Origin of the sequence: Caulobacter sp. 602-1, assembly GCF_003931565.1 — a bacterium.
Lineage (GTDB): Bacteria > Pseudomonadota > Alphaproteobacteria > Caulobacterales > Caulobacteraceae > Caulobacter.
On sequence record NZ_RRYI01000002.1, the window covers coordinates 296,340 to 312,191 of the forward strand.

At 67.6% G+C, this 15,852-nt stretch carries 11 protein-coding genes and 1 tRNA gene; 5 read left to right on the forward strand and 7 right to left on the reverse strand.

Annotated elements, in window-relative coordinates:
- Positions 1 to 90 precede the first annotated feature (90 nt).
- From EIK80_RS06195 to EIK80_RS06205, 3 genes are all read right to left on the reverse strand, one after another.
- Positions 91 to 1,026 carry a FecR domain-containing protein gene (locus EIK80_RS06195; RefSeq protein WP_125156107.1) on the reverse strand — a complete coding sequence of 312 codons (936 nt, stop codon included), beginning with the start codon at positions 1,024 to 1,026 and terminating at the stop codon, positions 91 to 93.
- Entirely contained in the window at positions 962 to 1,597 is a 636-nt protein-coding gene (locus tag EIK80_RS06200) for a sigma-70 family RNA polymerase sigma factor (protein ID WP_125156108.1), read from the reverse strand. The genes EIK80_RS06195 and EIK80_RS06200 overlap by 65 nt, the downstream gene beginning before the upstream one ends.
- Positions 1,598 to 1,741: 144 nt before the next feature.
- Complete coding sequence (locus tag EIK80_RS06205) at positions 1,742 to 2,665, reverse strand: LysR family transcriptional regulator (protein ID WP_125156109.1); 924 nt, start codon at positions 2,663 to 2,665, stop codon at positions 1,742 to 1,744.
- A gap of 98 nt (positions 2,666 to 2,763) precedes the next feature.
- Between EIK80_RS06205 and EIK80_RS06210 the strand changes: the two genes are divergently transcribed.
- Complete coding sequence (locus EIK80_RS06210; RefSeq protein WP_125156110.1) at positions 2,764 to 3,597, forward strand: SDR family NAD(P)-dependent oxidoreductase; 834 nt, start codon at positions 2,764 to 2,766, stop codon at positions 3,595 to 3,597.
- Positions 3,598 to 3,773: 176 nt separating this feature from the next.
- Here the strand turns inward: EIK80_RS06210 and EIK80_RS06215 are convergent.
- Positions 3,774 to 3,850 (reverse strand) — tRNA-Met (locus EIK80_RS06215).
- 50 nt (positions 3,851 to 3,900) lie between these two features.
- Positions 3,901 to 4,377, reverse strand: coding sequence for a Cys-tRNA(Pro) deacylase (gene ybaK, locus EIK80_RS06220; RefSeq protein WP_125156111.1), 477 nt, complete (start codon positions 4,375 to 4,377; stop codon positions 3,901 to 3,903).
- Between the two features lie 63 nt (positions 4,378 to 4,440).
- Here ybaK and EIK80_RS06225 point away from each other — a divergent pair, with 63 nt between their 5' ends.
- The 3 genes from EIK80_RS06225 (at position 4,441) to EIK80_RS06235 (ending at position 8,585) form a co-directional block, all read left to right on the forward strand.
- Positions 4,441 to 6,126, forward strand: a complete 1,686-nt coding sequence (locus EIK80_RS06225) for a copper resistance system multicopper oxidase (RefSeq protein ID WP_125156112.1) — start codon at positions 4,441 to 4,443, stop codon at positions 6,124 to 6,126.
- A 56-nt stretch (positions 6,127 to 6,182) separates the two neighbouring features.
- Positions 6,183 to 6,899, forward strand: a complete 717-nt coding sequence (locus EIK80_RS06230; protein ID WP_125156625.1) for a copper resistance protein B — start codon at positions 6,183 to 6,185, stop codon at positions 6,897 to 6,899.
- 93 nt (positions 6,900 to 6,992) lie between these two features.
- Positions 6,993 to 8,585, forward strand: a complete 1,593-nt coding sequence (locus tag EIK80_RS06235; RefSeq protein WP_125156113.1) for a fatty acid--CoA ligase — start codon at positions 6,993 to 6,995, stop codon at positions 8,583 to 8,585.
- Positions 8,586 to 8,667: 82 nt separating this feature from the next.
- Here the strand turns inward: EIK80_RS06235 and EIK80_RS06240 are convergent, their stop codons facing one another.
- Together EIK80_RS06240 and EIK80_RS06245 are read right to left on the reverse strand one after the other, a co-directional pair.
- Positions 8,668 to 10,950: a beta-glucosidase gene (locus EIK80_RS06240; RefSeq protein ID WP_125156114.1), complete on the reverse strand. Its 2,283-nt coding sequence runs from the start codon at positions 10,948 to 10,950 to the stop codon at positions 8,668 to 8,670.
- Positions 10,951 to 11,012: 62 nt separating this feature from the next.
- Entirely contained in the window at positions 11,013 to 12,056 is a 1,044-nt protein-coding gene (locus EIK80_RS06245; protein ID WP_125156115.1) for a LacI family DNA-binding transcriptional regulator, read from the reverse strand.
- Positions 12,057 to 12,706: 650 nt separating this feature from the next.
- Between EIK80_RS06245 and EIK80_RS06250 the strand changes: the two genes are divergently transcribed.
- Positions 12,707 to 15,787, forward strand: coding sequence for a TonB-dependent receptor (locus EIK80_RS06250; RefSeq protein WP_125156116.1), 3,081 nt, complete (start codon positions 12,707 to 12,709; stop codon positions 15,785 to 15,787).
- Positions 15,788 to 15,852: the final 65 nt, after the last annotated feature.

Consider the following 15,852-nt stretch of genomic DNA (forward strand, 5'->3'; position numbering starts at 1 on the left):
CCCGTACGCCATGACATGAAATCGGCGTTTCGCGGCTAAAGAGGCGACGACGGAAATTCTCCGCCAGCCGTCACAAAACTTTAATGTCGATCAGGGGCGGGAGAGCACGATCTCGTCGCCGCGGCGGGTCACCGTCGCGTCGAGGGCGAAGGCCACCGTCCGGCTGAAACCGGCCGGATCGTTGGCGGCGAACAGGCCGGTGATCGGCTCGCGCGCCAGGGCCGGGTCGGCGACGATCACGCGCGGATCGCCATAGCGGGCGAAGGCGCGGGCGGCGTCTGCGAGGGAATCGCCCCTGAAGGCGATCTTGCCCTCGCGCCAGGCCAGGTCGCGCTCGACCTCGCGCGCCGAGATCCGCAGCACGGCCGGCGGACGGCCGTCGACGAGTTCGAGCCTGCTGTTGGCCGTGAGGCGAACGCGGTCGCGAAGGCCGTCCGCGAGGTCGACCTGCCCCTGCTGCACCGTCACCTGGACTGGCGCGGCGTTCAGGCGACTGACGCGGAACGCGCCGCTGTCGATGCTGAGGCGATGGCCGGCGACCTCGACCTCGAACGGGCGAAGCGCGTCGCGCGCCACCGAGAAGAACGCCTCGCCGCGGATCAGTTCGATCAGTCGGCGATCGTCGCGATAGCGCACACGGGCCGCGGAGTCCGTGTTCAGCGTCATGGTCGAGCCGTCCTGAAGGGGGATCAGCCGGATCTCGCCCCGCTGGGTGGCCTGGGCGCGCGGCGCGTGCAAGGCCACGGCGAGGCCGGCCACGCCGGCGGCAGCGCTGGCCCCGCCCCATAACAGCACCCGGCGGCGCGAGAGCGGGGGGGCAAGCAGCTCGCCGCGCTCGTCGCCGGCGGCGCGGCTGGCCAGGTCGATGGCCTGCAGGCGCAATAGCGCGCCGGGCCTGCGCTCATCCCCCGCGAGCCACGCGTCGAACGCCGCCTGCTCGGCCGGAGTCAGCGGCGCGCGGTCACGACGCGCCACCCACGTCGCGGCGTCGTCGTCGATGCTCTGGCTGGTTTGGCGATCGGCCATCGAGGGGAGCGGGATCCTGATGAGAAGCGTCTGAGCTGTTAGAGGCGGGAAGTGGGGTGTTTCCGCCATCCCTTAGGCGATTGAGCAGGAATCGTAGCCCTCGGCTGATGTGTTTTTCCACCGTGTTTTCCGAAAGCCTCATCCGCTGGGCGATCTCTCTCTGGGAAAGACCATGTATCCGCCGCAGGACGAAGGCGGTGCGCGCCTGACCGGGCATGGCCGAGATCGCTTCGTTCACCTGCTTGAGGACATCGCGATCTATCAGGGTCTGCTCGGGCGAGGGGCTGTCATCGCCCCACTCCAGATCCTCCTTCACCTGGATCGAAACGATCCTGGCGCGCCTCACGTGCCGGACGACCAGCATGTGCGCGATCCGGAAGATGTAGGCTCGGGGGTGTTGAATATCCTCGACGGTCTCCTTGGCGGCCAGGGCCGTGTAGGTCTCCTGAATGATGTCGTCGACATCGACGCCGAGCCGGCGCTTCGAGGACAGCCAAGCGCGTAACGCGGGTTCATGCGGCAGCACGCACCGCAAGAACCATCGGGTCCTGTCTGGATCGACTCGAAACATCCGCCTGTCCACTTCGGTGGCGGACGTCCCTAGAGGTTAAGCTTGAAGGTCTTGTGACGACGGGCTCGAGACGGCCCAGAATGGCGCGCCTCTGGACAGGTCTGAGGCCTGTCCATGGCGGTTATCCGCCGCCAGCCGACAAGCTCAGTCGGCGGCCGAAGCGCCTTCACGCACCGTGTCGATGAAGGCGCGTAGGGCCGGGCTCATCTGTCGTTGCCGGGGAAAGCAAAGGTGATGGCCCGGGAACGGCTCGCACCAGGCCTCCAGCATCGGCGCCAGCCGGCCGTCGGCGATGGCCTGGCGAGCGGTGCGCTCGACCGCGAAGGCGATGCCGACGCCGTCGATGGCGGCCTTCAGGGCCATGTCCTTGCTGTTGACGATCAGTGGCCCGTCGACCTCGACCTCGAACCAGGCGCCGTTTTCGAAGAACTCCCAGCGGTAGGGCTGGGCGCGGCCCGGCCAGCGCCAGCGGATGCAGTCGTGGCCCAGCAGGTCGCGGGGATGGGCGGGGAGGCCGCGTTCGGCGATGTAGCTCGGCGCGGCGACCGGGATCTGCCTCACGGGCGGCTCCAGCGGTGCGGCGATCATGTCGCGCTCGATCACCTCGCCGATGCGGATGGCGGCGTCGAACCCGGCCGCCACCGTGTCGACCACCTCGTCGTCGACGGTGATGTCCAGAACGACCTTCGGATAGGCGCGGTGGAACGCGGGCAGGATCGGCTGAACGTAGAGATCGGCGGCCGAGCGAAACACGTGGACCCGCACCGTCCCCGACGGACGCTCCTGATAGAGGCGGGCTTGCCCGACCGCCTGGCTGAGCTCCGCGACGGCCGGAGCGACGCGGCGCAGCAGGGTCTCGCCGGCCTCGGTCAGGGAAACGCTGCGGGTGGTGCGGTTCAGCAGGCGCACCCCGATCCGGTCCTCGAAGGTCCGCACCACCTGGCTGAGAGCCGAGGGCGTGACGCCCAGCGTCTCGGCGGCGCGCGTGAAGCTCAGCGCCTGGCCCACGGCCACGAAGGCGCGCAGGTGGGCGAAGTCGCCGCCGCTCAGCATCGGTTCGATGCTCATCGTCATTGTTTAGCCGGTCTTACAAGCTCACGCAGATATGGTTCTATTCTGAAGTTTCTCCCGAGGGCGCACAAGATGCGCCTCACAAGGAGCATGCGATGACGAAGCATTGGTTCATCACCGGAATCTCGCGCGGTCTGGGGCTGGCGTTAGCCAAGGCGGCGCTGTCGCGGGGCGACACCGTGGTCGGCACGGTCCGCTCGGGCGCGCCGCCGATCGAGGCCGGGGCGGGGACGTTGCACGTCTTGACCCTGGACGTCACCGACGGCGCGGCCATCGACCGAGCCGTAGACGAGGCCTTCCGCCTGGCCGGCGGACGGCTGGACGTCGTGGTCAACAACGCCGGCTATGGCCTGCTGGGCGCGCTGGAGGATGCGACCGACGAGGAGGCTCAGCGCCTTTTCGCCACCGACGTCTTCGGCCCGTTCAAGGTGATCCGGGCGGCCTTGCCCAGGCTGCGGGCCCAGGGCGAGGCGCGGATCCTCAACATCACGTCGATCGCCGGCCGTGCGCCGGGCGCCGCGTCCGCGCTCTACGCAGCGGCGAAGTACGCCCTGGAGGGCCTGACGGCGTCGCTGCATCAGGAGGTCGCGCCGCTGGGCGTCAAGCTGACCGCCGTCGCGCCAGGCGCCTTCCGAACGGACTTCCTCTCGGCCCATTCGATCCGGCTGAGCGAGACGCGCGCGGCGGGCTATGACGCCACGGTCGGCAAGGCCAGCGCGGCCTTTTCGTCGATGGCCGGCCAGCAGCTGGGGGATCCGGATCGCGCGGCCGAGGCCCTGCTGCGCATCGTCGACGCGCCCGATCCGCCGCTGCACCTCCTGCTCGGCTCCGACGCCCTGCGCCGGGCGCGCGCCAAGCTGGCGGCGGTCGAGGCGGAGATCGGGATTTGGGAGGACCTCACGATCAGCACCGATTTCCCGGAGGCCTAAAGCGTCCAGGAGGGCCGTGGCGTCGGCTTGGCGCCGCGGCTGATCGGGATTTCATACGAGGGCTCACGACTGAACGTCGAGTTTCCTGGACCTGATCCAAGGTCGGACTCCGACGTTGTTCTTCAGTGCGCGCTGAAGAAAGCGCAAGAAAACCAGACTGTTATGGGAAACCGTCCTGGTGGCGGGGGGCGGGATCGAACCGCCGACCTGTGGGTTATGAATCCACCGCTCTAACCATCTGAGCTACCCAGCCCCAGGAGGCGGGGCTTATAGGCGAGAACCGCGCGGCATTTCAAGCGGCGCCTATTCGGAGACGATCGCCGCCGTCACCGCGCCCAGGGCCTTCACGGCGTCGGCGGGCGCCAGCTTTACCTGCAGGCCGCGCTGGCCGCCGTTGATGAAGACGTAGGGCTCGGTGAGGGCGGCTTCCTCCATCACCGTTGGCAGACGCTTCTTCTGGCCGAAGGGGCTGACGCCGCCGACCTTGTAGCCCGTGATCCGCTCCGCATCGGGGACGGGGGCCATGGCGGCCGACTTGCCCTTGAGGGCGGCGGCCAGCTTCTTCATGCTGACCTCCTTGTCCGAGGGCAGGATGGCGCAGGCGGGCTTTCCGTCAAGCATCACGATCAGGGTCTTGAGCACCCGACGAGGGTCTTCTCCAAGCGCCTCGGCCGCCTGCAGGCCCACGCGCTCGGAGCCCGGGTCGTAGTCGTACGTATGCAGGTTGAACGCGACGCCGGCCTTGGTCAGTGCGATCGTGGCGGGGGTGCTCTTGGACATGATCCGGGTGATACCTAACTGCGGCCCCCGTTGGAATATCTGGGCTTGGAATACGGACACGCGATGACGGCTTTAGATCGACGGACTCTGCTGCGCGGCGCCCTGGCGCTGGGCGCTGTGGGCTTGCTGCCGTCCTGGGCGCGGGCAGGCGAGGCCGGTCGCTCGCCCGCCGCGCTGTCGGGTGATGAGATCAAGCTCACCGTCGGCCACACCATGGCGAGGATCGACGGTCGCTCGGGCCACGCCGTCACCGTCAACGGCTCGATCCCCGGCCCGCTGATCCGGCTCAAGGAAGGCCAGAACGTCCGCCTGTCCGTGACCAACGCGCTGGCCGACGAGGACACCTCCATCCACTGGCACGGGCTGCTGGTGCCGTTCCAGATGGACGGCGTCCCGGGCGTCAGCTTCCCGGGCATCAAGCCGGGCGAGACCTTCACCTACGACTTCCCGGTGCGGCAGGCCGGGACTTACTGGTGGCACAGCCATTCGGGCCTGCAGGAGCAGGTCGGCCTCTACGCGCCGATGATCATCGACCCGGCGGGCGAGGATCCTATTCCCTATGACCGCGAGCATGTGGTGATGCTGTCGGACTGGAGCTTCCTGCATCCGCACGAGCTGTTCCGGAAGCTGAAGGTCAACGCCGGCCATTTCAACATGCAGAAGCAGACCGTGGCGGGCCTGCTGGCCGGTCGGGACCAGCCGCTGAAGGACCGCGTCGAGTGGGCCAAGATGCGGATGGACCCCACTGACATCGCCGACGTCACGGGCTCGGTCTACACCTATCTCGTCAACGGCCACGGTCCGGGCGACAACTGGACGGGCCTGTTCACGCCGGGCGAGCGGGTACGGCTGCGTTTCATCAATTCCGCGGCCATGACGATCTTCAACGTCCGGATCCCGGGCCTCTCCCTGGAGGTCGTGGCGGCGGATGGTCAGCCGGTGTCGCCGGTCGCCGTCGACGAGTTCCAGATCGCCCCGGCCGAGACCTTCGACGTCATCGTCCGGCCGATCGAGGACAAGGCCTTCACCCTGGTCGCGGAAGCTTCGGATCGCTCGGGCCTGGCGCGTGGAACCCTGGCGCCGCGCCTGGGGGTGTCCGCCGCCGTTCCGCCGCTCCGCACGCGGCCCCTGGCGACCATGAAGGACATGGGCATGGGGAACATGCGTCACGGGATGGACATGCCCGGCATGGACATGTCGATGCGCTCCCAGGCCAACGCGCCCAACGTGCCGCTGACGCCGGGCGTGCAGACGATCTCGCCGATGCCGATGGATCGCATGAGCGAGCCGCCGCAGGGTCTGGAGGACGTCGGCCACACGGTGCTGCGCTACGCCGACCTGGCCAGCCTGCATCCGCCGACCGATGCGCGTCCGCCCGGGCGGGAGATCGAGATCCACCTGACCGGCAACATGGAGCGCTTCATGTGGGCGTTCGACGGCGAGGCGTTCGGGCCGATCAAGAAGCCGATCGCCTTCGAGCGGGGCGAACGGGCGCGAGTGGTGCTGATCAACGACACCATGATGGCTCATCCGATCCACCTGCACGGCCACTTCTTCGAGCTGGTCAACGGCCAGGATCGCCAGCCGCTGAAGCACACGATCAATGTGGCGCCGGGCGGCAAGGTCGCCTTCGACCTGACGGCCAGCGAGCCCGGCGACTGGGCCTTCCACTGCCACCTGCTGCTGCACATGCACGCGGGCATGTTCAACGTCGTCACCGTGCGGCCGCTGGATGGGGAAGCCGCGTGATCGTCGATCTCCAGCACGCGCAGCATCAGGCCGTCGACCCGCACGCGGGCCACCAGATGGAGGCCGCCAAGCCCGCCGCCGAGGCCAAGCCGCCGGCGATCCCCACCGACCACGCGGCCGAGCGCTTCTACAGCCCGGGCGTCATGGCCGCCGCCCGAGCCCAGCTTATGAAGGAGCATGGCGGGGCGACGGCGTGGACCGTCCGCGCCGACCAGCTGGAATACCGCTCGCGCGACGGCGCCGACGCCCAGGCCTTCGAGGGCGAAGCCTGGTGGGGCGGCGATGCGTCCAAGTGGGTCGTCAAGGCGCGCGGCGAGCGCACCGACGGCGAAGGCTGGGAGACGGGCGAGGCCGAGGTGCTGAAGGCCTGGCCCGTCGGGCCGTATTTCGATCTTCAGGCCGGGGTTCGTTATGACCTGGCGCCCAAGGGGCGATCCTACGCGGCCGTCGGCTTCGAGGGCCTGGCGCCCTATTGGTTCGAGGTGCAGGGGACGGCCTACCTGTCCGATCAGGGCAAGGTCTCCGCGCGCGGGGAGGCGTCCTACGACCTGCGCCTGACCCAGAAACTGATTCTGCAGCCGCGCGTCGAGGCCGACCTCGCCGAGGCGGGCGCGGCCAAGCTCGAGGGCGGTCTTCGCCTGCGCTACCAGATCACGCGTGAGTTCGCGCCCTATGTCGGCCTAGTGCGCGAGCGGGCGTTCGGGCCGGCCGTGGTCGCCGGCGAGCGGGCGGGAAGCACGGCGGTGGTGATCGGCGTTCGCGCCTGGCGTTGACCCTATCGACATAGACAGCTTGCCGCGATCGCAAGCCTGGCCCAACATCCGTTTGACCGGACGTAGATCCGGACAACGAGGGAGACAGGCGCGATGGCGGAAGCGATCGATTTCGACCGCATGCGGACCCTGGGCGACGTCGCCCGCTATCACGCGGAGGTCCGGCCGGAGGAGGTCGCCTTCAGCTTCGAGGGGCGGGACACCCCCTTCGCCGATTTCGACCGTCATTCGAACCAGGTCGCCAACGCCCTGATAGCGGCGGGTCTGTCGACGGGCGATCGCGTCGCCTATGTCGGCAAGAACAGCGACCACTATTTCGAGTTGCTGATCGGGGCCGCCAAGGCCGGGGTGGTGACCACGCCGGTCGGCTGGCGGCTGGCGGCGGCTGAGATCGCCTACATCGTCGCCGACAGCGAGGCCAAGATCGTCTTCGTCGGCCCCGAACTGATCGGCCACATCGAGAGCGTCGCCGCCGAACTGACCCACCGTCCGGTGGTCGTGGCCATGGAGGCCGACGGCGCGGGCGAGCATCCGACCTTCGAAGCCTGGCGCGACGCCCAGTCCGACGCCGACGCCCACAAGTCGATCGCGACGTCGGACATCGCCATCCAGCTCTACACCTCGGGCACCACGGGGCGGCCCAAGGGCGCGATGCTGACCCATGACAACCTGCTGGTCATGCGGCGCGCGGCGGCCAAGGATCCGTTGGCCTGGAACCAGTGGGGGCCGGACGATGTCAGCCTGGTCGCGATGCCGGTGGCCCATATCGGCGGCACCGGCTGGGGGCTCGTGGGCCTGCTGAACGGCGCCAAGGGCGTGGTGGCGCGCGAGTTCGATCCGTTCAAGGTGCTGGACTATATCGAGAAGGATCACGTCTCGAAGATGTTCATGGTGCCGGCGGCCTTGCAGATCGTCGTGCGCCAGCCCCGGGCCCGCGAGGTCGACTATTCGCGCTTGACCCACATCCTATACGGCGCCGCGCCCATCCCGCTGGACCTGCTGCGCGAGTGCATGGAGGTGTTTGGCTGCGGTTTCGTCCAGCAGTACGGCATGACCGAGACGACCGGCACGGTGGTCTATCTGCCGCCCGAGGACCACGATCCGGCGGGGAACAAGCGCATGCGGGCGGCGGGCCTGCCGATGCCCGGCGTCGAGATCAAGGTCATCGACGAGGCCGGGAACAGCGTGCCGACCGGCGCGGTGGGCGAGGTCGCCGTCCGCTCCCCGGCCAACATGGCCGGCTACTGGAAACTGGCCGACGCCACCGCCAAGACCGTCGACACCGACGGCTGGCTGCGCACCGGCGACGCCGGTTACCTCGACGAGGACGGCTATCTGTTCATCCACGACCGGGTGAAGGACATGATCATCTCGGGCGGCGAGAACATCTATCCGGCCGAGGTCGAGAGCGCTGTCTACGGTCACCCGCATGTGGCCGAGGTGGCGGTGATCGGCGTGCCGGACGAGAAATGGGGCGAGGCGGTCAAGGCGGTGGTCGCGGCCAAGCCGGGCGTGACGCCGGACGCGGCCGATATCATAGCCTTCGCCCGCACCCGGATCGCGGGCTTCAAGGCGCCGAAGAGCGTGGACTTCGTGGCCGCCCTGCCGAGGAACGCGTCGGGCAAGATCCTGCGCCGGGAACTGCGGGCGCCCTACTGGGAAGGGCGCGAGCGGCAGGTGAACTAAAAAAAGGGGCGTCGCGAACGACGCCCCGAGAAGGGAAGAGACTGACGGATGCGGGGCAAGGGGCAGAAAAGCCCCGCAACCCTCACTTGCCCGCCGGCGAAACCGGCAGGCTCCGGGCCGCCAGGGTGACCTGGACGGTGGAGGAGAGAGCCCGGGACGAAGAGCCCAGGGCGATATCGTACTGGCCGGCCGCGATCGACCAGCCATGGGCCTTGCCGTCCCAGACCGCCAGCAGGCGCGGGTCGACCGTCAGGGTCACGCGCCGCGTCGCGCCGGGGGCGAGGGAGACCTTCTTGAAGCCGGCCAGGCGCTTGGGCGCTTCCCAGCCTCCGGCCTTGGGCGCGACATAGACCTGCGGCACGTCCTTGCCGGCGCGGGCCCCGACGTTCTTGACGTCGAAGCTGACCGTGACCTTGTCGCCCGTCGCCGTGGCGGTCAGGCCCGAATAGGCGAACTTCGTGTAGGACAGGCCGTGGCCGAACGGGAACAGCGGCTCGATCTTCTTGAGGTCGTACCACTTGTAGCCGACGGCGGCGCCTTCAAGGTTGTAGTCGACGTCGAAGAGTTCCCCCTCGGCCTTGCCGACGCCGTCCAGCTTCGGACGCGGCAGGTCGGCCACGCTCTTGGGGAAGCTGACGGGCAGGCGGCCGGTCGCGTCGACCTCGCCGGTCAGGACGCGGGCGATGGCTTCGCCGCCGGCCGTGCCCGGGAACCAGGCCTCCACCACGGCGCCGACCTTGTCGAGCCAGGGCATGACCACGGGGCCGCCGGTGATCAGCACGACCACCGTCTTCTTGTTGGCAGAGGCTACGGCGTCGATCGTGGCGTCCTGGTTGCGCGGCAGGTTCAGGTCGACGACGTCCACCGACTCGGTGGTCCACTGGTCGGCGAAGACCACGGCCAGGTCGCTGTCGGCGGCCAGCTTGGCGGCGCGGGCGGGATCGGCGCCATCGTCATAGACGACCTTGGCGTTCGGATAGCGAGCCTGCAGCGCCTTAAGCGGCGAGGACGGGTAGTAGATCACCGGGCCCGGCCAAGTCGCCGGCTCCAGGCCCTTCACCGCGCGGCCGCCGACCGGATAGACCTGCGAGGAGCCGCCGCCCGACAGCACGCCGACGTCCGAATGGGCGCCGATCACGGCGATGGTCTTGGCAGTCTTGGCCAGGGGCAGAAGATCGCCGTCGTTCTTCAGCAGGACGACGCCTTCCTCGGCGTCGGCCTGAGTGATCTTGGCGTGGGCGGCGAGGGTGGCGGCCGGCAGGTCGACCGGGGCCGGATTGACGACCGGATGGTCGACGAGGCCGCTGGCGAACATGGCGCGCAGTACGCGGCGGACCATGTCGTCGATGCGGGCCTGGCTGACCCGGCCGGCGGCCAGGTCGGCCTTCAGCGGCGCGCCGAAGAACGGTTCCTTGTCGAAGGCTTCGCCGGCCGATTCCTGGTCGAGGCCGGCGTTGGCCGCCTTGGCCGACGAGTGGTCGGCGCCCCAGTCCGACATGACATAGCCCTTGTAACCCCAGTCCTTCTTCAGGACGGTGTTCAACAGCCAGTCGTTTTCGCAGGCCCAGTCGCCGTTGACGCGGTTGTAGGCGCACATCACCGAGTGCGGGTCCGACTGTTCGATGGCGAACTGGAAGGCCAGCAGGTCCGAGGTGCGGGCGGCCGCGTCATCGATATTCGAGCTGACCACGAAGCGGCCGGTCTCCTGGCCGTTCAGCGCATAGTGCTTGATCGTCGAGATGATGTGGTTGGACTGGATGCCCTTGATCTGGGCGGCGACCATGGTCCCGGCCAGCCAGGGATCCTCGCCGCCATATTCGAAGTTCCGGCCGTTGCGCGGCTCGCGCATCAGGTTCACGCCGCCGGCCAGCTGGACATTGAAGCCGGAGTCGCGGGCCTCCTTGCCGATCATCGCGCCGCCCTTGAAGGCCAGCTCGGGGTTCCAGGTGGCGGCGGTAGCTAGGCCCGAGGGCAGGGCGGTGCGGGCGCGCAGGTCCTGGTGGCTGCCCTGGGTGGCGACGCCGACGCCGGCGTCGGTCTGCCACTGACCGGGAATGCCCAGGCGCGGCACGCCGGCGACATAGCCGGCCGAGGCGTCGTGCGAGTCCTTGTGACGCGTGTACTTCGGTTTCTTGTCCGAGCCGAAGTAGCCGAAGATGACCGTGAACTTCTCGTCGTTGGTCATCGCCTTCAGCGCCAGGTCGGCGCGGGCGTCGGGGTTGAGCTTGGCGTTCAGCCAGGGATGGGCCGGGGCGGCCGCCGGCTTCTTGGCGGTGTCGGCCAGGGCCGGAGCGGCGGTGAGCACCGAGGCGGAAGCGCCGATCAGCAGGGCGAGCCGCAGGCCCCGCCAGGTCGTCCGAGTCATGTTTCCTCCGTCGTCTTCTTCTTGCGCCCCCGCGCGGCCTCGGGCCGGGTTGGGGGAGGGGTTCAAGTCTTTCGCCGAGGCGGCGCGCCGCTCCGGGCTGGACCGGTGGATTCGCGCACCACAAGGCTGTGCTGCGCGAGGAAGGGTGTGTTGGTCTTGCCGGCGCCCTCGTTGGCGCTCCACGCCGCGAAGGTGTGCATCGCGCGCAGGGCCATCTGATCGAACGGCTGGCGGATCGTGGTCAGGGTCGGCCAGATGACGCCGGCGATCGGGGCGTCGTCGAAGCCGACCACCGAGACGTCGTCGGGGATCCGCAGGCCGCGGCGCTGGACTTCCATGCAGGTGGCGGCGGCCATGTCGTCATTGGCGGCGAAGATCGCGGTCGGCGGCTCGTCGATGTCCAGCAACTGGCGGGCCGCGTCGAGACCGGTCTTGAAGGTGAACTCGCCGCCGACGATCAGCTCGGGCGGCGGGCGCGGCAGGCCTCGCGCGGCATAGGCCTCGAAGAAGCCGTTGCGGCGGTGGGTGCTGGCGGCGTGGTCCGGGTGGCCGGCGATGTGGCCGATGCGGGTGTGGCCCAGCGAGAACAGGTGCTCGACCACCTCGCGCGCGGCGGCGCGGTCGTCCATGCCGATGGCCGGGAACTGCGGATCGGGCGTCGTGGGCGTGATCAGCACGCAGCGCACGTCCAGTTCGCGCATCAGCTCCTTCATCGGGCCGAAGTCGCATTCCGGCGGCAGCAGGATCATTTCGCGGATGCCGCCGTCGCGGACGAAGGCGCGGACACGGTCGGCCCAGCCGGGAATCGGTCCCTCGGACAGATCGACCGACAGGTGGCGGCCGGTCTCGACGCAGGCCAGCAGCAGAGCGTGATGGACGCGGGTATGGTAGCCGCCAGACGGATCGCCCATCAGCACGCCCACGGAACCAGAGCCCAGCGAGCGCAGGCTGCGGGCCACGGCGCTGGGCTGATAGTCTAGGTCGGCCATGGCCGCGCGGACACGGTCGCGCGTCTTGGCGCTGACACTGTCGTGATCGTTGAGAACGCGGGAGACGGTCTTGGGCGAAACGCCCGCCCGCTCGGCCACGTCGGTGATCGTCGTCATGGGTCCCCGTATCCCCAACCGCCAAGCTTGTCCTGGCCACCCCAGCAGCGAAAGGCGGCGTCCACAAGGCGGTGAACCTTTGGAGCCTTAGTCCATCTTGTCTTGGATGTCATGTCGTTGGGACAAAAATGGGTCAAAAATGGCTGGTCGACAGGACATTATCGGGACATTTCGAGCGGGTAGGGTCGTGTCCGCTGCCTGTTTCCCAAGGTGCTTCCGACGAGTTGGTAGCAATGTAGCGCCGCTGTAATGCTGGGTGCGGCGTCGCCGTTCCTTCCGGGAAAGACAAGTTAAAACAAGGAATATTTATGTTCGGCCGTAAGGCTTCAGGCGCCGAACGGCTCCACGGCGTGGGGCCACGCTAGGTGTGTCGGCCGGTCAAAGCCCTTGTTTCCTGGGAATGACAACGTTGACATTGTTGTTGACTTGCTCGGGACATTTGAGGAATGTGACGGCGTTCGACGAAGGCGCGGGGCCGGAGTCGAAAATCCGGGCGCCGGGGTCGCCGGGGATCTTGTCCGATCGCGACACACACGCGACGGGCGGGTTCGCAAAAGCCTCAAACGCTTCTCGAAAGCCGTCGACAAGAGCGGCGGCGCGAGCAGCGGGCGGGCGGCCAATAAGAACGACTTATTTTGGGGAGCGAGGAATTGTCACAGGAAGCAAGGAAAGCCGTGCTCAAGCGCGGCCTGACGTTGGCGCTGGTCGCCGGCGCATCGCAATTGGCTCTGGCCACCGGGGCCTTCGCCCAGGACGCCAGTCAGACCCAGGTCGAGGAAATCGTCGTCACCGGCGTCCGCGGCTCTCAGATCAAGTCGGTGGACGTGAAGCGCCGCGAGGCCTCGATCGTCGACGCCATCTCGGCGGAAGACATCGGCAAGCTGCCGGACGTCACCATCGCCGACTCGCTGCAGCGCATCTCGGGCATCCAGATCCAGCGCGACGCCGGTGAAGGCAAGACCGTCAACATCCGCGGTCTGCGCCAGGTCATCACCCTGCTGAACGGCGAACAGTACCTCAGCGCCGGCAACATGGGCTCGGCCCAGCCGGACCTGCTGGACGTGCCGTCGCAGCTGATGAACCAGGTGCTGGTCTACAAGTCGACCAACCCGAACAACGCCCTGTCGGGCATCTCGGGCACCATCGACCTGCGCACCCGTCGTCCGTTCCAGTTCGGTGAAGGCCTGACCTTCACCGGCGCGGCCGAAGCCCAACGCGGCGACCGCACCAAGAAGGACGACTATCTGCTGAATGGCGTCGTCAACTGGCGCAACGACCGGGTCGGTTTGATGATCGGCGCGGCCGGCAGCAAGTCCAACCTCGGCAACAACTATTCGGGCACCGTCGGCCTGTCGGGCAACAACGACTGGGGCGGCGGCTTCGCCAACAGCTACATCTCGCCCCACGGTTACGAGAGTTTCAACCGCGTGGTCGAGCGCAAGCGCCTCGGCGTCAACGCCGCGTTCGAGGCCGACCTGGGCGAAGGCTTCACCCTGATCGCCGAGGGCTTCTACGCCAAGCTGGACGAGTACAACCGCGCCGTCGGCATCAACATCTCCAACCGCTGGGACGGCGGCGCCTTCGGCACCTGGAACCAGCCGACGGTCTCGACCCCGGTCGGCATCGGCAACTGGCTGGCCGTCGACGAGTACGACATCAATGCGTGGTGGGTGAACTCCTTCACCGTCAACCGCACGACCAAGTCCAAGACCAAGAACTTCAACCTGGGTCTCGACTACGACAACGGCGGTCCGTTCACCTTCGAGGCCCGCGCCATACGCGCTGACGGCGACCGTCTCAGCATGAACGGCCAAGCCCAGGGCGATCTGTCCAACTGGCGCTACGCCGACGGTCGCTTCAACCTGTTCCGCGACCCCGCCGACCGCACGCGCGGCACCTTCTACCCGAAGGCCATCTGCGACAAGTTCGGGTCCGCGCGGCGCACCAACGCCGTCACCGGCAGCGCCGGCGGCTGCTATCTGGATCCGAACCCGCTGGGCTACGGCGCCAATCCGCAACTGCACTACAACATCGCCGGCGATCACCCGGTGTGGAGCGGTTTCGATCGTCCGCTGGTCGGCGGCCTGGGCGCTGGCAAGTCCCTCAAGGACTACATGGCGAACAAGGACAGCTACGCCATCGGCGCCTTCTCGTCGGAAGGCAATAACGAAGTCAATTCGGACATGAACGTGTTCCGCGCTGACGGCCACTACAAGTTCGACGACAAGCTGCTGGGCTTCATCACCAAGATCGACGCGGGCGTCCGCCAGAGCAAGCGCACGGTCGAGGTCGAACAGTTCCACCTGTTCTCGGGCTTCTACGGCGGCACGCCGGGCGCGGTGCAGGCCAACGGTCAGCCGGTCCCGGCCGGCGGCTGCGAGGCCCAGTGGAAGGCGATCGACGTCGTCATGAACCAGAACCAGTGCCAGGCGGGCGAGTTCGTGCCCGATCCCGTCACGGGCCTGCCGGTGTTCCAGGGCTATACGGTCAACCAGCCGACCGGCCTTTCGACCTATAACAACGTGGTCTGGGTCGACGACCTGGGCGGCGTCACCAGCGGCATCCCGGGCTTCTGGGCCATCGATCCGCGCGACTTCGACGACGCGGAAGCCTTCCACAAGAAGGTGTTCGGCGGCGCCATCCGCGTGCAGGTTCCCGGCCAGACCTACGACGTTCGCCTGAACGAGCAGAGCGCCTACGGCGTGATGAACTTCGCGGCGGGCGCCCTGTCGGGTAACTTCGGCCTGCGCGTCATCGAGACCGAACTGACGGTCAAGCAGAACCTGACCGGCGACACCCGCAACTACGGCGACACCAACGCCGACGCGGGCGACCAGGTGACCCAGCGCAAGTACACCGACTGGCTGCCCTCGCTGAACGTCAGCTACGACTTCAACGACAACCTGAAGTTCCGCTTCGCCTACTCCAAGACGATGCAGCCTCTCGACCTGGGCAACTATGGCGGCGGTCTGAAGATCAACACCGCCGACTGCGGCGCGGCTCTGCCGAACGTCCGCTGCGTCACGAGCGCGGAATCTTCGGGCAACCCGATGCTGAACCCGTGGCGCTCGCAGAACTTCGACGGCGCCATCGAGTACTATGTCGGCCGCGCCTCGATGTTCAACATCTCGGCCTTCAAGCTGAAGATCGACAGCTTCGTCACCAACGGCGTCACCACCGGCCGCTTCCCCGACCAGGACGGCGTCATCCGCCGCACGGTCAATGTCACCCTGCCGATCCAAGGCGACGGTGGCGAGGTGAAGGGCGTCGAAGTGGGCGCCAAGCTCGCGGTCAGCGACTTCTTCGACGACGCCGGCTTCTTCTCGAACTTCGGTGTCGACACCAACTACACCTACTCGCCGAGCAAGGAGTCGCGCACGGGTCTGGACGGCGAAGAGCTGCCCTTCCAGGACAACTCCAAGCACCAGTTCAACCTGATCGGCTGGTACCAGGACGCCAAGCTGCAGGCGCGCGTCGCCTACAACTATCGCACCGACCGTCTGGCCGAGGTGATGAGCAACAACATCCCGATCTATCAAAAGAGCACGGGCTACGTGGACGTGAACGTCAGCTACAACGTTCGCGACAACATCACCGTCTACTTCAACGGGTCGAACGTCACGAGCGAGATCGAGGATTACTACGCTCGTTTCGCCAAGGGTAAGACCCAGTACATCCGCCAGAACGAGTTCGAGCCCCGCTATACGCTGGGTGTCCGCGCGCGCTGGTAACCAAGATCCCTCTCACCTCCTGCGGCCGCCGTGGAACCCCACGGCGGCTTTCTTTTTTTGAGAGC